Source organism: Tautonia marina (genome assembly GCF_009177065.1).
Taxonomy (GTDB): domain Bacteria; phylum Planctomycetota; class Planctomycetia; order Isosphaerales; family Isosphaeraceae; genus Tautonia; species Tautonia marina.
This window is the reverse complement of the sequence record NZ_WEZF01000016.1, coordinates 1-23,639: the sequence shown is the minus strand read 5'-3', so window position 1 is coordinate 23,639 and position 23,639 is coordinate 1. Positions and strand designations below refer to the sequence as shown.

Sequence of the window (23,639 nt, the reverse complement as noted above, 5' to 3'; positions counted from 1 at the left end):
GATCGATTGCGGGACAGACCTCAAAAGCCCTGGCCGAAAGGATTGCCGCTGGTTCAGCTCGCCGTGGACTCGTGCCGGGAAGGGAACGATCGGGGTCGAGGATCGCAAGCGGTGACCACAGACCAGGTCTTCCGTGATCCATCCGCGCACCGATCCGTGGCTGCACGTCTTTGAGGAAGTCAATCACCGAGTGAGGAAACGCTTCGAAGGTGCCTTCGCAAGCACAATGCACGCCCCATGCCGAGGACCACTCAGGCAAACCCGATCAGGGAAGGCGGCAGGCGGCGATGATCGGCGCTCCGATCACGATCAGGGCAATCACTCGTTCGCGAACGCCCGTCACAATTCAATCTATCATATCGACCTGGCTCGAACAGGCTCGATTCCACCGATCGGGACCGCCTCTGACCGACACGACCGGCACGGTCCGGAGAACCCTCCTGAGGCCCTTCAAGATTTGCTGAAGTTCGATCCCTCGGATTGTACGAACAACCAAAGGTTCGCCACCAGGCGTGTAAGATTGTCGCCTTCGAGCGTCCGGGATTCCTCTCCACCCCTCAGCTCGTCGCGTGGTCTGAAGGACAAGGGCGGGCTCGGCTCCAGTCCACTCAGGCCACCGGCTCCAGCGTGCTCAGGAACGATCGGAGCTTCTGGAAGGCCCGCGATTTCTCGTTGCTGACGGTCTTGGGAGCGACTCCCCAGCGCTCGGCGATCTCGGCCGGCGTTTCTCCCTGGAGGGTCGCCCGAATCAGGTCCGCCTCCCGGGGATTGAGGCTCCGTTCGATCGCCTCGCCCAGATCCTCCACCCAGTCCCGTTCCCGGAACGGGGCCGAAGGGTCATCCGGACCATCGTCGAGCGATCGGAGCTTGCGCTCGCGTTGGGCTCGTTTCTTGGTTGCGTCGATGGCGCGGAAGAAGGTGGTCCCCTCGTCTCGCTCTCGGCTGAAGACCTCCCGGATCCCCAGCACCCCGACGGCGACCATCAGCTCATCGAAGCCCGGACGGCCCAGTTGCTTCAGGAGGCTGACGTACACCGCTTGCGTGCAGTCGTCGTGCTTCTGAGGAGGCAAGCCGGCCCGCATCCAGGTGCGCGCCAGGTACCGATCGAGCTGCGAGAGCCCCCCTCGAATTGCTTCCGAATCCGACCGCTCGTGCTCCTCGACCGCCTCGGTTTGCGAAGGGGTGAAGAACTCGGCCGAAAAGGCCTGGTCGATCGCCGCGTCCCAGGCGTCCGAATCGACGGTCGGCTCGAACACCGGCGGCGGGTCGGAGACCGCGACGGACAACGCCCCATGCTCGGCCGGGACCGCCGGAGGCGAGGTCATCAGGCCGCTCAGCAGCCGCAACGCCTCCAGCCCCTCGACTCCCGGGCGATAGGACCGTCGCGCCTTTCGCTGGACCTCATCGCTCACCGTTCCGTCCCCCGTTTCGATTCGGAGCCATCGCCGGCATCCTCTTTCCGGCCATGCCTGCCGATCCCTTCACCTCGCCATCGAGATTCAGGCGGAGTCCTCCACCTCGCCCGATCATCCTAGCGAAACCGCAATTCTCGACGAGGCCAATTCCTCCCCCCGTTCGAAAGTTCCAGGACGACACAATTCATGCATCCAATCAAATGCTAGCGGGGACACCCCGTGAGGTCAAGATTGCCGCATCGAGCCTAAGTTCACCCTAAGACATGGGGCTCCGCCAGGGTAGCGATTTCTCATCGCTCACGGTTTGCCAGGTGTTCGATGCAAGACTTTCAGGGCCTCAGGAGCGCACGTCACAAGCGGCCCGCGAACAACGGATCCAGGGCGATCCGCTCAGGGTGCGGATCAAGGAAACCGTGCCTGGCAAAGGCGATCCGGTCGGCCAGCTACCACCGAACGGACGGATGATCGAATCAGAGGAGGTGTCAGGATGCCGTACGCAACGGTCAACGACCGAACGCGGCCGAATCGCCCGAGGGAATTCGGGTGACCCGGCCGCGGTTCAGTTGAATTGATCGTAAGTCATTGTCAGGACGCGATCAAGAGACTTGATTGTCCTGGTTCTGCCGCGCGGCGAGTCGTTCGGCCCGGCGCTGCTGGGCGGCGAGGATCGCCGGCGATTGCGCGGCGGTCTGTCCCCCTCCCGGCGCTTCGGGAAGGTTGAACTGGGGAATGGTGACGTTCGTCCGACGGGGATGCAGGACGATTCGGCCCTGGGCCTGCGGGGGAGGAGTCGGCACCGGCACCAGGCGATCCCGGACGAACCGGAAGAACTGGCCGGTGGGGGGAATCCCTTGATCTCTCGCGTGTTTGTCGACCTGCGGGAACAGGTTCGGATCACCAGCAAAGACCAGATCGTCTCCGGGGCTCGGCAGGAATCGCACCCGTCCCATCCGGCCGATCAGGGCGTCGCGGGCGGCTCCTCCCCGGAGCGTATTGTGGCCGAACCAGCCGTGCAGCCGAGTCGGCAGGTCGCCGGCCTGAAGCTGGTTGCGCCCGCCGAGGCCGCCGTCGAGCGTTGCCAGCAAGGGAACATCCGGGGCAATCGTGATCGTGTCGCTGGCCTTGGTGCCGTAAACGACCACCCGTTCCAGCTCGCTGACCAGCGGCTGCATCGTGTCGATCAGGCCGTTGATCGATACCGAAACCCGGCCGCCGATCACACTGACCTCAATCGTGTTCGGGTCTGGGTTGACCAAACGGCCCGGGGGTGGGGTGACGAGCAAGACGTTCCCGATCTGGCGAACGGCGCCGGTGGTCACCGCTCCGGTCACCGTGAAGGTGACCGACGCCGAATCGCTTTCGAGGCCCGACCCCGGCTCACCGATCTGACGGACCGAGAAGGTCAGGCTGTCCGTCCCGGCAAACCCGGTCGGCGGCGTGTAAATCAATGTGCCGGTGTCGGCGTCGAAGTTGGAAACCGTTCCCAGCGTGCTGGTTGTGTCGATCTCATACGTGAGGGTCTGCCCGGCATCGGCCGTCCCGGGATACCCCTGGAGCTGGACCGGGACCGGAGCGTTCGGCGGAATGGTCAGCAACTGCGACGAGGCCGTGGGGGGAACGGCGATCGGGTCGCCCCCCTGAACCAGAATCGACACCTCGGCCGGTTCACTCGTCAGGTTCGGTGTCGGATCACCGACGTCTCGGACCCGGAATCCGAAGGAGTCGTTCCCCTGGAAGTTGGTGAACGGTGTGTAGACGAGCGTTCCGGTCTGGGCGTTAAACTGGGAGATCAAGCCATGAACCGGAGGTCCGGTCAGCTCGTAGGTCAGGGTCTGCTGCGATCCCGGGTTCCCGGTTTGCCCGGCCAGCTGGATGGTCACCGCATCGTTCTGCTCGGTCTGGACGGAGACGGGGGTGGCCGTCGGCTGGGTATTGGTCGTGACCGTCAGCGTGATCCGATCGGTGTCGAAGTTGCTGACCGCATTGAGATTGGTGGTGCGGTTGACCTGATCGCGGACCCCGACGAGCAGGTCGATCACCCCCTCAAATCCCGCATTAGGCGTGACGGTCACCAGCCCGTTGGCATCGACCGTGGCCGTGGCATTCTGGACCGGAGCGAAGGTTCCACTCGGAGAAACCCCACCGCCGACGGCGAAGGTCAGCTCGGCTCCCGGGTTCGTGCTGACGGCGTTCAGCTGGAACTGAACCGGCTGGTTCGGCAGGGTGATCTGATCGCTCACCGGCCGGAGGAAGGGCCGCTGGCTCTCGGCGTTGGCGACCACCGCCACCTGGAACGTCTCGACATCCGTCGAGCCATCCGACGGCGTCGAGGCCGTGACCGTGATCGTTGCCGACTCTCCTGCCGCAGCCGATGTGGTGTTGATCAGCAACGTGCCGTTCGGGTTGGCCTCACTGACTCGCGTGGCGGTAATCAGGATGGGAGAGACGGGGGCATCGTTCGCGTCTCGCGAAACCTGCGTCATCCGTTCGAGGACGTCGGCTCCCTCGACCAGTTGCCCGAAGATCGTGTGATTGAAGTCGAGGAACCGGGGAGACCCCGTGGTCACGAAGAACTGCGAGCTGTTCGTGTCGTCTCCCGCGTTGGCCATCGCCAGTTGACCCTGGCCGTTGAACACCAGGGGAGCGAGGAACTCGTCGGCGAACGGGAAGCCTGGCTGGTTGATTTCGCCCGTTCCGTTCCCATTGGCCGAGCCACCCTGCACGATGAACGCATCGCCGGGGAAGCCCTCCGCGATCCGATGGAAATTCTTGCTCGGGAGGTTCGTGAAATCCGGGTTGGGGTTGGTCGTCGGCGAGGTATAGAACCCCTGGTTCACCAGCGCCAGAATCCGATCAACGGTCGTGGGTGTCAGCTCGTCAAAGAGCTGAAACGTCATCGTTCCCGAGAAGGCCGGATCGCCCGAGCCGCTTGACGTGTGCGAGACATCCACGGACAGGAACGACCCCTCCACGACCGAGACACCGATATTCGGATTGCTGGACGTGACCGAAAACTGCTGAGCCTCGGTCCCCCCCTCCAGCGGAACCACCCGGCCCAGGTCGGCCGCGACCGAGAGGTTCGGAATCGGATTGAGCGAGGCGACGAGCATCTGGCGAGGCTCAAGCCCTTCGAGCCGAGGGCGACGCGCCCGCCGTCGTTCGACAGCCGAGCTGCCCGCCCCGAGCCATCGTCGGATCGACCCGCTACCATTGCGATCCCGCATCGGACTCCTCCCGACCTTTGGCCATTCCCTCCACGCGGGCAGGCCATTGGTGCCACCGCGCGATCGGATCACCCACTCGATCGGTCAATCCGGTCGCACGGCTTGAGCCGAAGCTGCGCAAAGTAACGGCGGCAGACCCCAGGTCCCCAGAGGAACCCACGATCCGCCGCCGTCACGTCGATCGGGTCGGAGAGAACGGTCCCCGCCTCGCCCCGGGTCGGGGGCGAGGCGGAGAGAAATCCCCGTCGTCTTGCCTACCTTCGGGAGATCAGTTTCCCTTCGGCAGCGAGAACTGGATGATCATCAAGCCGTCATCCTCCATCACGCTGTAGCTCCCCCCCTGGGTGAGGTACTTGGCGAAGACGGAGAACTCGGGAATCTTCTCAACGTCGATCAGCTCCGACAGGTCGGGCACATCGGCGCCTCCGGCGTTGCCGGCGAGGTCGAGGGCTTCCTGGAACTGGCCGCTGGTGACCGTGTTGTACACGGCTCGGGCCTGTTCCTCGGGTCGGTTGTAGGCGAAGGTCGAAACCTGATCCGGGAACTTCGAGGCGACGCTCTGGAACTGAGCATCGTCGGCCAGGCTGCTGCCGCCACCGCGAAGGATCTGTTCGAGCAGCGGAGCGCGGCCGGTGGCGAAGAGGTAGCCCTTGGCAATGGCAATGCTCACGTTGCCGGAGAGCTGCATCTGCGGAGCACCCGGAGCGGCCGGCAGTTCCGGAAGCTCGACGTCGTAGATCGTCGTGCCCTGGAAGTCTCGCGTCTTCGGATTCGCGCCGGTGATGGCGAAAATCTTGTTCAGCGTCGTCTGGAAGGCTTGCTCGTCGTCCAGTTCAACTGCGAACAGGGCGCGCTGGCTTTCCGCGTCGATCTCGGCTCCTTCCCCTTCGAAGTCGGAGAGGATGGTGATCCGATCGCCGAGCGGCGTGAAAATGTCTTGCTGGAAGCGAATGGTTTCGCCGCCAGGCCCTTGCAGGCCGCGCTCGACGTTTTCAATCGCTCCGGGCAGGAACATGTTCACCAGGTCACCCAGCGCGGTGTAGGCCGCGTCCAGATCCCAGCTAATGGTCTGATAGCTGCTGACGTCGGCCGGCACCCAGGCTTCCGGAGTCGCGGCGATCGGCGGCATCTGCACGAGCCGGAGAATGCCCGCACGGGGGCCGGGAGCATACACGAACGTCTTCGAGATCGAGTCGTAGTCTCCGGTGGCCAGGTCAACCGTGCCACCGACGGCCTTGAGCTGATCGACCCCCAGCGTGCGCAAGAGAGCCTCGGCCTGACCGGCCTCTCCGCCTTGCTCGGCGGCGGCCTGGATCACCAGTTGTAGCGCCTGCTGAATATCGATGTACCAGCAGATCTGGCTGTCGCTGCCGAGCTTCGCGCCGATGGCCTGGTAGTTGGCGCTGGCGGCCAGCGAATCTTCCCGGCCGTCGGCATTGGCCAGCAGGTCCTTGACCCCTTCGACCCCGACGCCGATGAAGTAGACGCTGCCCTCATTGGTCCAGACGAGCGGCGGGCTGTCTTCGGCCGGCGGCTGGATGATCGTCAGGGTCTTGCCCTGGAACTCCTCGGTCCGGGACTGACCGTTGGCTTCCTTGACGAGCTGATCCGTTCCCCGGGTCATGATGTCGTTCATCCGATCGGCGTTCTGGCCGGCGTCGGCGACCAGCAAGACGGCGATCGGCAGCACGTCGTCGCGGCGGGTGACCGCCAGCCAGGCCGGACCCTGAGGGGTTTCGAGCAACTCCTCAAGGCTCACGCCGAGCCGCTGTTGCAGCTCATTTTCCAGCTCCCCCAACCTGGCCCGAACGTCGTCCTTCAGCGGCTCCATGGCCGGATCGGCCAGCAACTGACCGATCTGACTACGGCCGAGGGCCTCTCGCAGGTCGCTGGCACTCTTGGCCTTGACGATGGCGAGCGTCGAGTTGGGCAGCGCGTTCTCGTCGGGGACTTGCGCCGCCACCGGAACCGCCGCTGTCAGGACGCCGAGCAATGCCGAGCCGGCGAGCACCCGAATCGGGAATCGCATTGAGCTTTTCTCCTTCTTCAAACGTGGAGGAATTCCAACCAACGAGGCCCTCTCGCGAGCCAATCATGGAATCGCGAAACCAAAAAGCGAGGGCCAGGGGGAACAGTCGAGCCTGAGATCCTCCGAGAGTCATCAAGCTCCGCCCCTTCTCACGACGGAAGGCCGACCCGAAAGAGGCCGACTTCGGTGACCGTTGTTCGTAGCAAGTTCGATGCCGGAGACTGGATGGCCCAACCCCTGGGTCACTCACTCGAAGTTCGAGCGGGTGATTCGGCCCCCGAGGCCGCCTGCTGCGCCGCGGCAGGAGGTTCGGCTCGGCGACGGCGGGGCGGGTCCAGATAGCGGTAGCCGCTGTTGGGGTTGTCCTTGTCGTACGCGAAGGCGTCTCGATTCCTCAAGAAGTCCTTGACGTAATTAATCGGAATGGCGAACCCGAGGTTGTCCCCTTGCGAGGCCTTCATGTTCGTCACCCCGATCACCTCTCCTCGCAAATTAAACAGCGGGCCTCCGGAGTTCCCCGGATTGATTGCCGCATCGGTCTGAAGATAGACCAGACCGTCGAAATTGCGATTCAAGGTGCTGAGGATCCCTTGCGACACGCTGCGCTCCAGCCCTAGCGGGTTTCCCACCGCGAAGGTGCCGTCTCCGGCATCCAGGTCATCGAGCGTACCCAGCACAACGTGTTCGAGTTTCAATCCGTCCTGCGCCGGCAATTTCAAGAGGGCCAGATCGAGGAACGGATTCACCGCGACAATCCGCACGTCGTCAATCTTCCGACGACGCCAACCGCTCGACGTTCGCTGGTACAGAATCGCCGAAATGCGCGTTTCGCCCTCGATCACGTGATGATTGGTAACGGCGAAGCCGTCCGGGTTGATGATGAACCCGGAACCGATTCCCGAAGGGGTCTCGATCGAGATCACCGCCTCGCCGTACTGATTGACCAGCTCGTTGACCGGCCGAGGCCGCAGCGTGCGGATCTCGAAAAATCCGTCGCTCGGTGAGGTCGCATTGGCCGCGACGTTCACCGATTCCGGCGCGGTCTCTTCGGGAGCCCCTCGCCGGAGGATCTGATCCCGAGGAACCTTGATCACGTCGTAGCCGACATCGAGAAAGATCGCATCAGGTTTCTCGGCCAGCACCTTCCCCACAATCTGATAGCCGTCGTTCAGCACGACTCGCTCCACCTCTTGTGCAGGACTTCCGATCGCCGGAAGTTCAAGCACAAGCACCAGCCAGCTCACCGCCATCATCGCGGGCAGGGTTCGGGGCAGCATAAACAATCCGTTTCTGCGAATGCGTTTGCGCATATCGACCTTCCTGATGCGAATGTCCCGCCATTGTAGAACGACGGTGGCACGATTCAAGACTCCGGCGGTCCCAGGCTCGTCACCGGCTCCTCCTGCTCAAGCGGTCTTGCGAGCAAGGCCTCGAATCCCGAGGTCTGATCCACCCGATACCGATTCTGGCCATCCCCAACCGTCACGATCAACGCCTCAACCCCCTCGGTCTGCTCGGCCAGCTCCAGGCCCGTTTCCGGGCCGAGCACCGAAATCGCCGTCGCCAGGCTGTCCGAGGTCGTCCCGTCCGGTGCCACCACCGTGACACTGCTACGGTCGGTCAAGCCCAGCCCCGTCCTCGGGTCGACGATGTGAGAGTACCGTACGCCATCAATCTCGACGAAGCGCTCGGTATCTCCCGAGGTCGAGACCGCCTGGCAACGCAACGAGAGAAACCGCGTTGCCCCCTCCTCGGCATCGAGCGACGCAATCCCCACGATCCATCCCGAACGCCCCGGAGGCGGTTCACTCGCCACAATGTCCCCTGCCCCGGCCACCAGCGCCCGAGAAATGCCCGCCTCTCGCAGCACTTCCAGCGCGGCGTCGCTCGCGTACCCCTTGGCAATCCCGCCGACATCCAGCCGCATCCCCGGCCTCGCCAAACGCACCGTCTGGGCCTCGGCGTTCAGTACCAGATCCCGCCAGCCAACCCGCTCGAGCGCCTCCTTCAGTTGCGATGGCCTCGGCAGTTCTCGGTTCCGCCTCGCGCGACGCCAAAGCTTCACTACCGGGTTGATTGTCGGCTCGAACGCCCCGTCCGTTCGTTCCGACAGCGATCGAGCCCGCGCCAGCACCTCGAACAGCTCCGGGCTGACCGGCACCGCGGGCCCCCCGGCCTGATCGCTCAGACGCATCAGCTCGCTGTCGGGCTTGTAATCACTCAGAGTCGCGTCAAGAAAGGCGATCCGAGCAAACGCTGAACGAGCCGCGCTGCTGGCGAGTTCGCGGTCGGTGCAGTAGATTAGAAGTTTGAACTCGCTCCCCATGTGGGTTTCTCGGAACTCGAACCGTTCGAGGTTCCCGGCCCCTTGGTCCTCGACCGCCGGGCTCGTCCCCACAACCAGGAGCATCGCGAGCAGTCCCACGCTCATCCACCAACCTCCCCGCGGCCCGAGTGCCATCGCTCCGATCGCCCCGAGCCCTTTTTATTGTGTGTTTGGATGGGTTGCGTTCTCGCCGCCTTCGACCGTTCCCGTCCGCCCGAGGAGTCCATCCTACGATGATCATCCCGCTGTCGCACGGCAGGACTGGCTTCGTTGCCGTCGCATGCGCCTTGCTGGTCCTTCCCGCCTCGTCCTCCTGGGGGCAGGACGCCCAGACCCCGGAGGAGATGAAGCCCTACACCGAGACGATCCCCGGCACCGACATCAGCTTCGAAATGGTCCCGATTCCCGGCGGCACCTTCATGATGGGCAGCCCCGACGACGAGGCCGACCGCTCCAAGCACGAAGGCCCCCAGCACCCCGTCACCATCGCCCCCTTCTGGATGGGCAAGCACGAGGTCACCTGGGACGAGTACGACGAGTTCGCCTTCAGCTTCGATCTGCGCCGCAAGGAACGCGAAGGCGTTGAGCGCGACTCCCAGCCCGAAGGGGAGCAACAGGCCGACGCCATCACTCGCCCCACCCCTCCCTACGCCGACGAAACCTTCGGCCTCGGCCGCGAAGGCCAGCCGGTGATCTGCATCACCTTGCACGCGGCCATGGAATACTGCCGATGGCTCTCGGCCAAGACCGGCCACACCTACCGCCTCCCCACCGAGGCCGAATGGGAGTACGCCGCCCGAGCCGGCACCACCACCGCCTACCACTTCGGCGACGACCCCGCCGACCTCGAAGAGTACGACTGGTTCTTCGAGAACTGCGAAGGCCCCCAGCCCGTCGGCCAACTCAAGCCGAACCCCTGGGGCCTCTACGACATGCACGGCAACGTCGCCGAGTGGGTGCTGGACCACTACGTCGAAGACCTCTATAGTCGGAGGTCGCAAGACACTCCAACCGTCCGACCGGTGGTCGTGCCGGACGAGTTCGAGTACCCCTACCTCGCTCGGGGAGGCTCGTGGGACTTCGACGCCTACGACTGCCGCAGCGCCTCGCGCCACGTCTCCAATCCCGATTGGAGCGTTCAGGACCCCCAGCGCCCTCAGAGCATCTGGTGGCACACCGACGCCACCTTCGTCGGCTTCCGGATCGTCCGTGCCTTCGAGGAACAGCCCGAGCTGATCGACTTCAAGTCGCCGATCATCAAGGGCAAAGGCCCGAAGCCCGACGACGCCGAGTAACCCAACCCTGGCAGCGACTCGGAGACACCGCTCGCGTTGCTCCCAACGCACCGTGTCTCCGAGCCCCGGCCCGATCGGATCCGCCTGCGCGCTGTTGAACCCAACGTGTTCGACCTCCTTCGCGGTGTCGATTCCACGGTGCGGACCCATCCCCATTTGAGTGCGTCTTTCTTCTGGTTTCTCAGTCCCCCGTCTCGGGAGCTTCGAGCCATGACCGGACCCCAGCCCTCTCGCCGCAACTTCCTCCGGAACTCGGCCGTCGCCGCCGTCGGCACCGCCTCGCTCGCCGCCGTTCCCAATGCCTTCGCCGCGGGGACCGACTCGATCCGGGTCGGCGTCATCGGCTGCGGCGGTCGCGGCACCGGCGCGGCGGAAAACATCTGTGAAGCCGCAGGCCAGGACCACAACGTCACCATCCACGCCCTGGGCGACGTCTTCGAAGGTCAGGCGAACCTCGCCGCCGACCGCCTCTCGAAAAACTCCAAGGTCGGCGAGAAGTTCGACGTCAGCCCCGACCGCGTCTTTGCCGGCTTCGACGCCTACAAGGACGTGATCGAGGCCTGCGACCTGGTCATCCTCGCCACCCCCCCCGGCTTCCGCCCCTTGCACATCGAGGCCGCCGTCAAGGCCGGCAAGAACATCTTCACCGAGAAGCCCGTCGCCGTCGACGGCACCGGCATTCGCAAGGTCCTCGCCGCCGCCGAGGAGGCCAAGAAGAAGGGCCTGGCCATCGTCGCCGGCACCCAGCGCCGCCACCAGACCGGCTACATCGAGTCGATGGAGAAGATCCGCTCCGGCGAGGCCATCGGCGACGTCATCACCGCCCGCGTCTTCTGGAACCAGGGGAACATCTGGGTCCGCCCCCGCCAGCCCGGCATGGACGACATGGCCTACCAGCTCCACAACTGGTACCACTTCCTCTGGCTCTGCGGCGACCACATCGTCGAGCAGCACGTCCACAACCTCGACGTCGCCCGCTGGGCCTTCGGCGACATGGTCCCCTCCTCCTGCGTCGGCATGGGCGGCCAGCAGGTCAACACCGACCCCGGCTTCGGCCAGTCGTACGACCACTTCGCCGTTGACTACGCCTTCGAGGACGGCCGCCACGTCATGAGCATGTGCCGCCAGATCGACGGCTGCGCCAAGGACGTCTCCGAGTACATCGTCGGCCACAAGGGGACCGCCCACCTCATGCCCGGCAACTACAACCTCGCCGGCCAGCGCCTCCGCGCCCGAGGAGAGGTCAACCCCTACGTCAACGAGCATATCAACCTGCTCAAGTCCATCGCCGAAGGACAGCCCCTCAACGAGCTTGAGCGCGTCGCCCACAGCACCCTCATGGCCATCATGGGCCGCGACTCCGCCTACACCGGCAAGGAACTGACCTGGGACGAGGCCCTCAACTCCCCGCTCGACACCTTCCCCACCAACCTCGAATGGGGCCCCCGCCCCGAGATCATCGTCCCCAAGCCGGGCATCACCAACTACGCCTGATTCTGAACGATGTCCCATCGTCCCGCGGCCGGATGACCTCCGGTCGCGGGATTCGCTCATCGCGGCTCAGGTTGAGCCGACTCGATGATTGGCCCGTAAACCTCCGGCCTTCGATCGGCGATCCGGTCAATCTCATGCAGGCCCGGCACGCGGACAATCCGCTTCGTCCGCGCCAGCGTTGGGTCAATCTCAGCCATCAAGAGTTGCTCGCACTGCTCATCCCCTCGGGCCAGCACCTGCCCGTTCGGATCGACGATTGAACTTCGGCCGATGAACGGAAATCCTCGCTCGGTCCCCACCCGGTTCGCGGCCATCACATAGACTGCGTTCTCCATCGCCCGGACGATCGGGAAATGCTCGGCGGTCGGCTCGGCTCGCGTCGGCCAGTTCGTGGGCCAGACGAGCACGTCGGCCCCGAGCAAGGTCATCACTCTCCCCGATTCCGGGAATGAGCCGTCGTAACAAATGTGCATGCCCAGCCGAAGCCCCGCCGCCTCGACCACTTCGAACGGCCGATCTCCCGGATCGACGAAGCGATCGACCCCCAAAAACGGCAGGTGAATTTTCCGGTACGACGCCACCAGCCCGTCCGGCCCGACCAGGGCACACGCATTGAACAACCGATCGCCGTCCCGCTCCAGCATCCCCACCACCGCAAACACCCCCCGCTCGGCGCACCGCGAGGCAATTGCCCCCAGGCTCGGCCCGTCGATCGCCTCGGCCGCCATCATTGCCTCGTCGCGCGACTCGAACACATAGCCGCTCAGGGCACATTCGGGGAAGACGACCAGCCGCGCCCCTGCCCCGGTGGCCGAGGCGATCTGGTCGAGGATCGCCCGGAGATTCCCCTCCCGATTCCCCAGTTTCACATCCATCTGCACCGCGGCCACGCGCACGGTTTCCATGCCCCGCCTCCCCTTTCTCACGGCCCATCCCCCCCGCCGATCATCTCAACTCCCGCCGCTCGGGACACTACCACGCCTTCCCCCGCTCGGCCACCGGTCAGCGGCGACTCTTCCGGGGCGTTTGCGACTCCGCCCGTAGGAGACCGTCCATCCGAAAATGATGCGTCGCCGCGTTGTCCTGGGTGACCCCGGTGGCTCGCCAACCGGGGCGGCGCAGCCGCGAGAGGCTCCGGGCGGCCGCACCGAGGCCGCTCGTCGCTCTGCGACCCCGGTTGACGAGCCGCCAGGGCCACCCGGCGCAGAGCCGCAGAGTCGCAGAGAAGAGAAAGCCAAAGGGCATCGGACAAAGACTCCGCTCTCCTCCCCTCCTCTCTCGCGTCGTTGCGTCTCTGCACGCGATTCCCCTCCCCCCTTCCCGCCGGGAGAACTGGTCCCCCGACCGACACTCCGCTAAGATGAAGCACTCCCCGATCACCCCCACTCGTCGATTCCGAGCGCGCCGATGCCGTCTTTCGCCGACGATCTCCGCCGGTTCGGGCCCGATGCCCCCGTCCGCGTCTCGCGCGACGAGGCTCTGGCCTACTGCGCCGCGCTCACGAGTTCGCACTACGAAAACTTCAGCGTCGTCACCTGGCTCACCCCCCCGCACCTCGTCCCCGCCTTCCAGGCCATTTACGCCTTCTGCCGCTGGTCCGACGACCTGGGAGACGAGGTCGGCGACCGGGCCCGAGCCACTGAGTTGCTCTCCTGGTGGCGCGGCGAGCTGCTCGCCATGCAGGACGGAGCACCGCGCCACCCGGTCATGATCGCCCTCCGCGACGTGGTCGAGGAGTTCGCCATTCCCATCACCCCCTTCGAGGCCCTCATCTCCGCCTTCGAGCAAGATCAGGTCATCACCGATTATGACTCGTATGACCAACTGCTCGACTACTGCACCCGATCAGCCAACCCCGTCGGCCACCTGATCCTTTACCTCGGCCGAGTCCACACTCCCGAAAATGTTCAACGGGCCGACGCCACCTGCACCGCCCTGCAACTGGCCAACTTCTGGCAAGACGTTTCCCGAGACCTCGACATCGGCCGCGTCTACCTCCCCCGCGAGGACCGCGAGCGCTTCGGCTACTCCGACGACGACCTGCACGCCCGCCGCTTCACCCCCGCCTTCGCCCGCTTGCTCGCCTTCGAGGTCGAGCGGACCCGCGATCTGTTCCGAATCGGCGCTCCCCTGGCCGACGCCCTTCCCGGCCGCCTGGCCGTCGATGTCGAACTGTTTACCCGGGGCGGGCTGGCCATTCTCGACCGCATCGAGGCTCAGAGGTTCGACGTCTTCCGCCGTCGCCCGACCGTCGGCAAGCTCGCCAAGCTCGGCCTCCTGCTTCGCGCGGTCCTCGCTCGCTCGCTTCGTTCCGGAAAATCACCCAGGAACGGACTACCGACCCGCGCTCAGGCTCCCCACGCCGACGCCGACGCCGTTTCCAGCCTCAATTCCTCCGCCGACCGATCCGAGGCCCGCCCATGACCGACGCACTCGACGCGAGCTACCGATTCTGTGGCGATCTCTCCCGGCGCGAGGCCAAGAATTTCTATTATAGTTTCCTGTTGCTCCCTCCCCGCCTCCGCCGCTCGATGTGCGCGCTCTACGCCTTCCTCCGCCACACCGACGACCTGGCCGACGAGCCTGGCACGATCGACGCCAAGCGATCGAGCCTCCTCTCCTGGCGGTCCTCCCTCGACCGCGCGCTCGACGGCGACCCGATCGCCTGGCCCGGCTTCCCCGCCCTGGCCGACGCGGTTCGGCTACACGGCATCCCGCCCAGGTTCCTCCACGCGGTCATCGACGGCGTCGAGATGGACCTGGAACCCCGCCCCTTCTCCACCTTTCAAGACTTGCACGGCTATTGCTACCGGGTCGCCTCGGCCGTCGGACTCTGCTGCATTCACATCTGGGGATACCAGTCCGAAGGCGGCCGCGCCGAGAAGCTCGCCGAAGCCTGCGGCATCGCCCTGCAACTGACCAATATCCTCCGCGACGTCCGCGAAGACGCCGAACTGGGCCGTGTTTATCTGCCGATGGAAGACCTCGACCGCTTCGGCGTCTCTCCCGACGAACTCAAGGCCCCCGTTCCGAGCGACCGCCTCCGGCAACTCCTGGCCTTCGAAGGCCGCCGCGCCTACGACTATTACCGTGAGGCCAGCCCCTTGATTCGCCTCGTCGCCCCGGTCGGCCGTCCCGTCCTCGCCGCCATCGTCAACATCTACCGCGCCCTGCTCGACGAGATCGCCCGCCGCGATTACGACGTCCTCGCCGCTCGGGTTGCCCTCCCCCCCTGGCGCAAGGCGGCCATCACCGTCGGCGCACTCACCGGACGCCTCGCCCGACCCGTCCCCAGCCCGGAGGGTCTGCTCCCGTGATCGAGACCCAGAACCCCGACGCTCCCCCCAACGGTCCCGACTGGCGGCCCACTCCCCCGCGCGTCGTCATCGTCGGCGGCGGTCTGGCCGGCCTGGCCGCTGCCTCGGCCCTGGTCCGATGCGGCCTGAACCTCACGTTGCTCGAAAGCCGCCCCCGCCTCGGCGGCCGCGCCAGCTCCTTTGTCGATCCCACCACCACCGAACAGGTCGACAATTGCCAGCATGTCAGTATGGCCTGCTGCACCAATCTTGCCGACTTCTGCAAGCGAGTCGGCACGGCCGATCTGTTCCGCCGCGTCCCCGAGGTCGTCTTCCTCGACGAGCAAGGGCGCACCTCTCCCCTCCGTGCCGGACTCTTGCCCGCCCCCCTGCACCTGACCGAGAGCTTCCTCCGCGCCCGCTATCTCACCTTCTCCGAGAAGCTCCGCGTCGGCCTCGGCATGGCCTGCCTCCGCCTGTCCCAACGCGACCGCCCCGGCGAATCGTTCGACGCCTGGCTCCGCCGCCACGGTCAGACCGACCGCACCATCGAACGCTTCTGGGGCACCGTGCTTGTCTCGGCCCTCAACGAGCGGCTCGACCAGATGGACGTTGGCCATGCTCGCAAGGTCTTCCTGGATGGGTTCCTCCGCAATCGAACCGGATTCCAGATGGAGATCCCGACCGTCCCCCTCGGCGAACTGTACGGCCTTCGGCTCCAGCAGTGGCTCGACGCCGAAGGGGTTTCCATCCGCTTGAAAACCGGCGTCCGATCGCTCACCTTTGACGATGACGGCGCGGCCTCGGGCGTCCTGCTTCGATCGGGCGAGCATCTTCCCGCCGATTTCGTCGTCCTGGCCGTCCCGTACGACCGGGTCAATGCACTCGTGCCCGAAGGGGCCTCGGCGACGATTCCCGGCCTCGACGCCGTTTCCCGGATGGAGTCATCCCCCATCACCGGTGTTCACTTCTGGTTCGACCGACCCGTCTGCCCCCCCGAGCTTGAACACGTCGTCACGGTCGGCCGCCTGATTCAGTGGGTGTTTAATCACTCGGCCATTCAGGGCCGCGAACCCGAAGGCGGCGGCCAGTATTTGCAACTGGTCATCAGTGCCGCCTACGACCTCCTCCCGCTCGATAAGAACGCCATCCGAGACGCCGTGCTCGCCGACCTCGCCTCCATCTGGCCCGACGCCCGAGAGGCAACCCTCACCCGCTGGTGGGTCGTCACCGAGCACGGCGCGACCTTCTCCGTCCGACCCGGCATCGAGGCCCTCCGCCCCCCCCAGCGGACCACCGTCGATGGCCTGTTCCTGGCCGGCGACTGGACCGATACCGGCTGGCCCGCCACCATGGAAGGGGCTGTCCGCAGCGGCTACCGCGCCGCCGAGGGCATTCTCGCCGATCTCGGCCGACCGAAGCGCCTGGTCCGTCCCGAACTCCCGATGGCCCCGCTGGCTCGCCTGCTGCTGGGCTCGGCTCCCACCCTGACCCGCCCCTCCCCTCCTCCTCCAACGATGACGACGACGGCTCCCGCTCGTTCTCCGATGCGCTGAGATCCGCGTTCAACGAATTCAACCCTCCGAATTGCCCGATCGCAACATCCGGCGACTCAGGGACCCTCTCTCGGTTAGAATGGATTGTTTCCCCCGATGCCTGGGCCTTATGCCCGGTCGGGACCGATCGTCTCCTGGTTTCCTTCCCCTTGAGGTCCGATGGCCACTGATTTCCCCCTCCACGTTGTCGCCTTTGGCCGTCCCGGCAGCGGCAAGAGCAGCGTTGCCGAGCGTCTCGGCGAGGCCCACGGCTTCGCCATGGTCCGCACCGGAGCGCTGCTCCGCGACGCCGTCCGCAAGGGGGACTCGCTCGGCCGGCAGGTCGAATCGCTCCTGAAAGCCGGCCAGCTCGTGCCCGACGATCTCGCCTACGAGGTCCTCGCCCGCGACCTCTCCACCCTCCGGCACGATCGCCTCCTGTTCGACGGCTTCCCCCGAACCCTCGGCCAGGTTCCCTTGCTCGATCGCCTGCAAGAGGCCGTCGGCTTCACCATCGACCGTTACGTCGAGATCGCCGTCTCTGCCGACGAGGCCCTCCGTCGCATGTCCGGGCGTCGCGTCTGCCCGACCTGCGGCGCCACCTATCACATCACCAACAATCCTCCCAAGGCCGACGGCGTCTGCGACCACGACGGCACCCCCCTCACCCGCCGCTCCGACGACACCCCCGAGGTCCTCCGCGTCCGCCAATCCGTCTACGACGAACGCACCGGCCCGGTCGTCGACCACTACCGCCGCACCGCCCCCGACCGCTTCCTTCTTATCAACGGCGAGCAATCCTTCGACGCCGTCTCCTCCGATCTCGAACGCGCCCTCGGCCTCGCCCCCTGACCGTCACCTCCCCGTACCCCCCGCCCTCGTCTCGATGGGGTGGTACGGGCAGACGACCTCGTGCTCGATCCTCCGCGCCTCGCCTCGCCTCCTCTCGAACCCTGTCAGGCCCCTCGGCTCCTGGCACGGCCCGTCGATCGTGCGCCTGTGACATCCGAGCCCACGCGAGCACTGAAGCGGCCGCTGCCATGCGACGTCGGCTTCGGCCGCTCAGGCATTTGCCAGGGCCGAGGGGGATTTGCAACTGACAATGGCCGGTGCTTCGTGGATCAGTTCGTCGTTCGAGAGCGCGGCGACCATGAACAACGCAAAATCGACGCGCCGCGTGATGTTGCTCTGGAGCACCGGATCGCCCACGTGGCGACTCCAGACCGGCAAGCCCTCGCTCTCCCCTTCTTCAAGGTCGCTTCCGCGGACCACCGTCCAGCGCGTTTCGCTTGCAAAGATGCGGCGGCAGGCCTCAACTTGATCGTTCAGGTCCGCAAATCGCGTCAGGCGGGCAATCCATCCAAAGAGTTTCAGAAGTGTCTTGAATCTCCACGAGTACACGTCACGACCATCGCGTGTGATGTGCCATCCGCACGAGAAGACCAGGCGGGCTCCGGGGCGTGCGTAGTCCAAAACCGCCTGAGCGGTTCCCGTTGCGTACTGCTGCACCCCCCAGGGAACCAGAACCGCAAGCACTCCATCACATTCTGAAACCGCCTTCCTGATCACCTCGCGATCATTCGTTGCTCCAGGCACCACGGTGATTCGGTCCTTGAAGGCATCGAGTTTTCCCACACTCTCCGCGCGGCACACGCCAACAACCTCATCGCCGCGGTCCAACGCATGCTGAATCATGTACTGGCCAAGTTTTCCCGAAGCACCAACAATACAAATTTTCATTAGTTCAATCTTTTCGTGACATCCGAAACGATCAGCGCGGTGCGACGATCTTACCACCGATCGGCCCACGAGACGACCTCTCCGGTCTCCTTCCACCGCAGTGCCGGCCCCGGGCGGCCGTCATCTTCGCCCGATCGACAAGCGGGCCGAATCGCGGAGACCTTTGCCGTTCAATCAAGCATCGCGTTCGCGGTCGGTCGAGATGGCGTACCTGTTCAGCTTCTGGCGAAGCGTCGCCCGGTGGATGCCGAGCACCTGGGCGGCTCGAGCCCGATTGCCCTGGCAGGCCCGCAGCACGGCCTGAAGCACGGCCGGCTCGGACAGTTCCAGAAAGCGATCATACAGGGCCGCCTCACCCGGATGATCGCGAAGTCGCGTTGCCTCCTGAGCCGCCCATTCGGCCAGGTGCCGCGGCACCAGCTCATCAACCGGCGCCGGGGCGGTCTGCCCCGACCCGGTCATGGCCGGGGGCAGATGCTCGGGCCGGATCGGCTGGCCCCGCGAGACGATGGCCGCGTGTTCGACGGCGTTGCGCAGCTCTCGGATGTTCCCCACCCAGGGCCGCGCGCGGAGTTCGGCCAGAACCTCCTCGGTGAAGCGGAGGTCGGCGGTGGTCGAGGTGCGGGCCATCCTGAGAAAGTGTTCCGCCAGGGCCGGAATATCTTCGCGACGGTCGCGGAGCGGCGGCAAGTGCAGGTGAAAGACACTGAGCCGGAAGAACAGGTCCTCCCGGAACTGGCCGGCCGCCATGAGATCGCCGAGCGGCCGATTCGTCGCGGCCAGTACCCGCAGATTCGTCGGTCGGGGTCTTGCATCGCCGACGGGCGTCACCTCGCGCTGTTCGATCGCCCGGAGCAGCTTCACCTGAAGGCCCATCGGCACGTCGCCGATCTCGTCCAGCAGCACGGTTCCCCCCGAGCCAAGTTCGAACAGCCCCTTGCGGTCCTGATCCGCACCGGTAAACGACCCCTTCAGGTGTCCAAACAGCTCCCGCTCGACCAGCCCCGGGCTCAGGGCCGCCAGGCAGATCGGCAGGAACGGGCCGGCTCGTCGCGCGCTGTGCCGGTGGATGGCCCGAGCCACCAGCTCCTTGCCGGTCCCGCTTTCTCCTGTAATCAAGACCGGAACCTCGGTCGGAGCAACGAGCGCAATCCGCTTGAACAGATCCTGCATCACCGGAGACGACCCGATCAACGCCTCCGATCCCCCTCCCGGCGCCTCCTCGACGGGCCGATCCTCGCCGCGCTCCCAGCTCAGGGCGCGCCGGATCACCTCCCCCGCCTGGTCGAGGTCGAACGGCTTGACCAGGTACTCGAAGGCCCCCCCTTCCATCGCCCGAACGGCCGTGTCGAGGTCTCCGAAGGCGGTGATGACCACCACCGGCGCCGGTCCAATGCGTTTCCGGAACTCCGCGAGGGCCGTCAGGCCGTCGATTCCCGGCAATCGAACGTCGAGCACGACCGCATCGGGCGGGGTGTCCTCGGCGATCGTCAAACCTTCCTCGGCCGAGGCGGCCACGTCCACCCGATGCCCCTCGTCGACGAGGAACTCGCGGAACGCGAAACAGATGCTCGCCTCGTCATCGACGATCAGGACCCGGCTCATGCGTCCTCCTCTCCAGCCACACCCACCCGAGGCATCGCCAGGCGGAAGCGTGTTTCGCCGCCGACCCGGTCCCACGCGAGCGTCCCACCGTACCGATCAGCAACGTGCCGAGCGAGCGCAAGCCCCAGGCCGACCCCCTCGGGCTTGCTCGTGGCGAAGGGCTCGAAGATCACGCCAGCCAGATCCGGCGGCGGACCCGGCCCGGTGTCAACAACCTCAACGACCGCCATCCCACCGTCCCGAACGGTCTCCAGACGCACGCTCCCGCCTCCTCCCGCGGCCTCAATCGCATTCAAGGCCAGGTTCAGCACCGCCGCCCGAAGCGCCGATTCCTCCGCCATCACCTGAAGCTCACCCCGATCGATCCGAACCTCAACGGCCACCTTCGCGTGTTCCCCCGCCGAGCCAACCAGCAGCGCGACCTCTCCGAGAACCTGCCCGACGTCGCACGCCGATGGAGGTCGATCCTCGACCCGGCCGAGCGAAAGGAGCCCCTTGACCTGTTCCTCGATCATCGTCAGTTGCTTCAGGGCAACATCCAGGCTCCGATCCCCCGGCGGGCCGGGGCAGCGCCGGGCGTGGAGCTGAACGCTCATCCGGGTTCCGGTCAGCGCATTTCTCATCTGATGAGCCAGCCCCGCCCCGAGCTGGGCCAGCAGGCGAGCCCGTTCGGACTGCCGAATCGTCCACCTCATGTTCGCCAGTTGCAGGCACATCGCGTCGATCGAGCGCTCAAGGTCGCCGATCTCGTCCTGCTCGTCTCCCGGATCGAGCCGCTCGAAGTCCCCTTCGGCGATCCGGGCGACCCGCCGCTCGACCCCTTGAATCCGATCGGTGATGCGGTGGACGATCCATCCGGAAACCCCGACCATGATCGCCAGTGCCCCGCCCCCGAGCAACAGCGGCGGCGTCGCTGCCTCCCGCCTGGCCTGCCTCCAACTGGTCTCGGGATAAAGCACCAGAAGCGACTCCGACGGCGGTCGTCCCGAGGCCGGCAGCACCACCGCGAAGTAGCGAACCCCTCCCAGGAGGACCGTCGGCGCCTCGCCAAGCGATTTCAAGCGCGCCGTCCCATCAAAGTCACTCAGCGGCGGGGGAGTCCTGCCCAGTCCCGCCAGGCTCGATGCCGCGGCCTGCCCATCGGCCCCGTAGGCGATGAACTCCGCCCCGGACAGCCCCCTCATCCGGGCCAGCACCCCCTCCGTATAGGGAAAGTTCGCCCTCCCGAGCGCCTCCACCACCCCGTCGAGCCGGTCGATCACCTGCCGTTCGCTTCGCCTCGCCGCCAGGGCCGCGGTCGCCAGCGTCGTGGCACAGGTCGCCAGCGCCTGGATCACCACCAGCGGAATCAAAATCTGACTTCGAATGGACCGTCGCAACCACCAGGCCCTCAACTGCTCCAGGAAAGCCCCCTTCCCCCTGCCACGGGTGCGCTCTTGATCACAGAGGGGATGAGAGCTGTTAGACGGTGTGCGACGACGCGAGCGCCCGCGACCGAGCAACAAGGATTTGCCGTCCACCTCGGAATTCCGCGAGACATCGCACCTCGCTCCCGGGCGGGAACTCCCACTCCTCAACATCGGGGTCGTAGTCGTTGGTGGCTTCGACGCGGATGATATCCGGCCCCACGAAGCGACCCGTGGTGGGCCTCAAGACATCCGTCCCCTCATTCAGCAAGGGAACATCGATTGGGATTGAGTTAGGAGACAAAGCCATCTTCTCCGACGGGGATCACTTCGCCGGTCGTGTCGTCGAGGACGACGGACCGGCCTGTGGTCGGGTGAACGGAGCGGGTCGCCCCGTTGGCAGGGTTGAGATGATTCGCCACCGCGAACCCTTGCCTGGACCGGATGGCCTCCTCGATTTGCTCGTGAGTCCAACCCCGATGCCGCATCCTGTTCTGCCACTGCTCGGCCGAGTGATTCGCCCCCAGCCTCCAGTTCGGCGTACCGCGTATGCCACCCACGATCGCACTCGACCTCCGATCATCCTCCGTCGCCGAACAACCATCCTCGGTGGTCCGGCCCGCCGAGACAAGCCTTGATGTTCACTGAAGACGCCGCGGCGGGCCGCGCAGGAATGCCTCGGGCGTGGATGTTCGCCGGGACGATCTCCCTCCGCCCCCCCTCCCGAGCCGACGCCGCCGATCCGCCCTCCTTCGCGCCGACCCCCGAGCGCGGTGTGCGAGCCGATGCCTTCGAGAGGGGACCTGACCCCTTCGGATCGCGACTCATCCCTCCGGCTGTCCCCGCGCTGCGTGCGTCCCGACCCAATCCGTCGCGCCGCGCTTCATCCCGAACCCGGTCAGGAACCTCCTCGCTCTGAGATGAGGCCCGATCAGGAGAACGAGTAGCCGATCTCCGACACGAGTTCGGGCGAGATCGACCGACGCAAGCTCGCAATCGCCTTGCTGCTCTCCAGCTCCTCGGTGGCCCAGACCAGCGCCGGGCAATAAACCCAGGGTTCGACGATGCTCAACTTGCGGAGTTCGAGGCCGATCCCGTCGGGGGTCGGGCAAGGACACGGCATCAGCTCTCCTCCCTCGGGATCGTCCACGTACGGCGTCGGACCATCTGGAATCGGGTAGCGCCCCAACCGGAGCCGTTCCAGGCCCATGATCCTCGTCACGAACGGGTTCTCTGCCCGCCAGGCCTCCAGTTCTTGGCCGAGCATCCGGAGGGATTCCTGCGACGCATGCTCCCTGGGCCAGACAAAGGCAACGATCCAATCCTTCACCCGGCCCTCGTCGGGTTCCGGGAACGATTCCCAGGTGTGCCCCTCGCCCGAGTCAACGCTCGCGATCCCTCCCACAATCCCACCGAAGACGGCTCCCATGCCCGCGGCGACGAGCGCGGTTTCCCAGACGGTCAACGCATCCGAACCCGGCGGTATTGGGGAGGACCAGATCGAGAAGCCACCCAGCAGGAGCCCACAGCCCAGCCCCGCGAGCCCCCCGACCAGGGATTGCTCCCATCGGTTGCACCGCCCTTGCAGCAGACGCGAGAACAACGACGAACGTGCCATACGCCTCGCCCCTTTCGCGGGCCTCCAGGAACAATCTCCGAGCTTCAAGCGAGGGCCCTGGGTGACCCCGGTTGCTCGCCAACCGGGGCGGCGCAGCCGCAAGAGGCCGCACCGAGACCGCCCCCTCCGTGTTTCATCCGTGGCTCAAGACTCTCCTCGACCTTCCCGTAAAAAATGATGCGTCGCCCCTTTGCCCTGGGTGGCCCCGGTTGCTCGTCAACCGGGGCGGCGCAGCCGCAAGAGGCGACGGAAGGCCGTACCGAGACCGCTCGTCGCTCCGCGACCCCGGTTGGTGAGCCACCGGGGCCACCCAGGAAACACCCACCCGTTTTGAGTGGAAAGTCGACGATCCATGATTTTTCACGGAATTTGTGCTTAATTCCACCCTTCGCCCCGATGATTTCAGGATGAGCTTGCGCTCGATCGCCCCGCGTCCCCTCGCGCCGAGCACTGCACCAGAGAGCCCGCACCACCCCCATCGAGGCGAACCGACTCCCATGAGCCACCCCACCCACGATCGCCACCCCGACCCGTCCGCCAACGCCCTCACCCACGGCCTGACCGCCCGGCGTCCTCTCTGCGACGAGGAACGCCAGCGCATGGAAGTGCTCGTCGCCTCCTGGACCAGCAAGGACATGCCCGAAACCCCTCCCGAG

General features: G+C 65.8%; 16 protein-coding genes. 6 read left to right on the top strand and 10 right to left on the bottom strand.

Annotated elements, in window-relative coordinates; translation table 11 throughout:
- Positions 1-608: 608 nt before the first annotated feature.
- The 5 genes from GA615_RS18580 to GA615_RS18560 form a co-directional block, all read right to left on the bottom strand.
- Positions 609-1,412: an RNA polymerase sigma factor gene (locus GA615_RS18580; RefSeq protein WP_235905545.1), complete on the bottom strand. Its 804-nt coding sequence runs from the start codon at positions 1,410-1,412 to the stop codon at positions 609-611.
- A gap of 599 nt (positions 1,413-2,011) precedes the next feature.
- On the bottom strand, positions 2,012-4,639 hold the full coding sequence (locus tag GA615_RS18575; RefSeq protein WP_152052820.1) for a peptidylprolyl isomerase: 2,628 nt from the start codon (positions 4,637-4,639) through the stop codon (positions 2,012-2,014).
- A 268-nt stretch (positions 4,640-4,907) separates the two neighbouring features.
- The gene (locus GA615_RS18570; RefSeq protein ID WP_152052819.1) at positions 4,908-6,668 is read right to left on the bottom strand and encodes a hypothetical protein; all 1,761 of its coding nucleotides are present in this window, start codon (positions 6,666-6,668) and stop codon (positions 4,908-4,910) included.
- A 242-nt stretch (positions 6,669-6,910) separates the two neighbouring features.
- Positions 6,911-7,945, bottom strand: a complete 1,035-nt coding sequence (locus tag GA615_RS18565; protein ID WP_235905544.1) for a S1C family serine protease — start codon at positions 7,943-7,945, stop codon at positions 6,911-6,913.
- An 86-nt stretch (positions 7,946-8,031) separates the two neighbouring features.
- Positions 8,032-9,099, bottom strand: coding sequence for an FAD:protein FMN transferase (locus GA615_RS18560; RefSeq protein ID WP_201750237.1), 1,068 nt, complete (start codon positions 9,097-9,099; stop codon positions 8,032-8,034).
- A gap of 128 nt (positions 9,100-9,227) precedes the next feature.
- On the opposite strand from GA615_RS18560, the gene GA615_RS18555 reads away from it, so the two are divergent.
- Positions 9,228-10,289 (top strand): formylglycine-generating enzyme family protein, encoded by a 1,062-nt coding sequence (locus GA615_RS18555; RefSeq protein ID WP_152052817.1) that lies wholly within the window; start codon positions 9,228-9,230, stop codon positions 10,287-10,289.
- A gap of 210 nt (positions 10,290-10,499) precedes the next feature.
- Positions 10,500-11,783, top strand: a complete 1,284-nt coding sequence (locus tag GA615_RS18550) for a Gfo/Idh/MocA family protein (RefSeq protein WP_152052816.1) — start codon at positions 10,500-10,502, stop codon at positions 11,781-11,783.
- A gap of 56 nt (positions 11,784-11,839) precedes the next feature.
- Here the strand turns inward: GA615_RS18550 and GA615_RS18545 are convergent, their stop codons facing one another.
- Positions 11,840-12,688 (bottom strand): carbon-nitrogen hydrolase family protein, encoded by an 849-nt coding sequence (locus tag GA615_RS18545; RefSeq protein WP_152052815.1) that lies wholly within the window; start codon positions 12,686-12,688, stop codon positions 11,840-11,842.
- 502 nt (positions 12,689-13,190) lie between these two features.
- Here GA615_RS18545 and hpnC point away from each other — a divergent pair.
- The 4 genes from hpnC (at position 13,191) to GA615_RS18525 (ending at position 17,466) form a co-directional block, all read left to right on the top strand.
- On the top strand, positions 13,191-14,207 hold the full coding sequence (hpnC, locus tag GA615_RS18540; protein WP_152052814.1) for a squalene synthase HpnC: 1,017 nt from the start codon (positions 13,191-13,193) through the stop codon (positions 14,205-14,207).
- Positions 14,204-15,100, top strand: a complete 897-nt coding sequence (locus GA615_RS18535) for a phytoene/squalene synthase family protein (RefSeq protein WP_152052813.1) — start codon at positions 14,204-14,206, stop codon at positions 15,098-15,100. Before hpnC ends, GA615_RS18535 begins: the two co-directional genes overlap by 4 nt.
- On the top strand, positions 15,097-16,635 hold the full coding sequence (gene hpnE, locus GA615_RS18530; protein ID WP_235905543.1) for a hydroxysqualene dehydroxylase HpnE: 1,539 nt from the start codon (positions 15,097-15,099) through the stop codon (positions 16,633-16,635). Before GA615_RS18535 ends, hpnE begins: the two co-directional genes overlap by 4 nt.
- Positions 16,636-16,794: 159 nt before the next feature.
- Complete coding sequence (locus GA615_RS18525) at positions 16,795-17,466, top strand: adenylate kinase family protein (protein ID WP_152052812.1); 672 nt, start codon at positions 16,795-16,797, stop codon at positions 17,464-17,466.
- Between the two features lie 210 nt (positions 17,467-17,676).
- Here the strand turns inward: GA615_RS18525 and GA615_RS18520 are convergent, their stop codons facing one another.
- From GA615_RS18520 to GA615_RS18505, 4 genes are all read right to left on the bottom strand, one after another.
- On the bottom strand, positions 17,677-18,354 hold the full coding sequence (locus GA615_RS18520; RefSeq protein WP_152052811.1) for an NAD(P)-dependent oxidoreductase: 678 nt from the start codon (positions 18,352-18,354) through the stop codon (positions 17,677-17,679).
- Between the two features lie 174 nt (positions 18,355-18,528).
- A complete protein-coding gene (locus GA615_RS18515; protein ID WP_152052810.1) occupies positions 18,529-19,959 on the bottom strand; it encodes a sigma-54-dependent transcriptional regulator in 1,431 nt (476 codons plus the stop codon).
- Complete coding sequence (locus GA615_RS18510; protein ID WP_161602415.1) at positions 19,956-21,338, bottom strand: sensor histidine kinase; 1,383 nt, start codon at positions 21,336-21,338, stop codon at positions 19,956-19,958. Before GA615_RS18510 ends, GA615_RS18515 begins: the two co-directional genes overlap by 4 nt.
- Positions 21,339-22,296: 958 nt before the next feature.
- Complete coding sequence (locus GA615_RS18505; protein WP_152052808.1) at positions 22,297-22,983, bottom strand: hypothetical protein; 687 nt, start codon at positions 22,981-22,983, stop codon at positions 22,297-22,299.
- Positions 22,984-23,639 lie beyond the last annotated feature (656 nt).

Bases quoted from the DNA above. Each gene is read 5' to 3' on its own strand.
- GA615_RS18575 (WP_152052820.1), bottom strand. From the start codon at position 4,639: ATGCGGGATCGCAATGGTAGCGGGTCGATCCGACGATGGCTCGGGGCG.
- GA615_RS18570 (WP_152052819.1), bottom strand. From the start codon at position 6,668: ATGCGATTCCCGATTCGGGTGCTCGCCGGCTCGGCATTGCTCGGCGTC.
- GA615_RS18565 (WP_235905544.1), bottom strand. From the start codon at position 7,945: ATGCTGCCCCGAACCCTGCCCGCGATGATGGCGGTGAGCTGGCTGGTG.
- GA615_RS18560 (WP_201750237.1), bottom strand. From the start codon at position 9,099: ATGAGCGTGGGACTGCTCGCGATGCTCCTGGTTGTGGGGACGAGCCCG.
- GA615_RS18555 (WP_152052817.1), top strand. From the start codon at position 9,228: ATGATCATCCCGCTGTCGCACGGCAGGACTGGCTTCGTTGCCGTCGCA.
- GA615_RS18550 (WP_152052816.1), top strand. From the start codon at position 10,500: ATGACCGGACCCCAGCCCTCTCGCCGCAACTTCCTCCGGAACTCGGCC.
- GA615_RS18545 (WP_152052815.1), bottom strand. From the start codon at position 12,688: ATGGAAACCGTGCGCGTGGCCGCGGTGCAGATGGATGTGAAACTGGGG.
- hpnC (WP_152052814.1), top strand. From the start codon at position 13,191: ATGCCGTCTTTCGCCGACGATCTCCGCCGGTTCGGGCCCGATGCCCCC.
- GA615_RS18535 (WP_152052813.1), top strand. From the start codon at position 14,204: ATGACCGACGCACTCGACGCGAGCTACCGATTCTGTGGCGATCTCTCC.
- GA615_RS18525 (WP_152052812.1), top strand. From the start codon at position 16,795: ATGGCCACTGATTTCCCCCTCCACGTTGTCGCCTTTGGCCGTCCCGGC.
- GA615_RS18520 (WP_152052811.1), bottom strand. From the start codon at position 18,354: ATGAAAATTTGTATTGTTGGTGCTTCGGGAAAACTTGGCCAGTACATG.
- GA615_RS18515 (WP_152052810.1), bottom strand. From the start codon at position 19,959: ATGAGCCGGGTCCTGATCGTCGATGACGAGGCGAGCATCTGTTTCGCG.
- GA615_RS18505 (WP_152052808.1), bottom strand. From the start codon at position 22,983: ATGGCACGTTCGTCGTTGTTCTCGCGTCTGCTGCAAGGGCGGTGCAAC.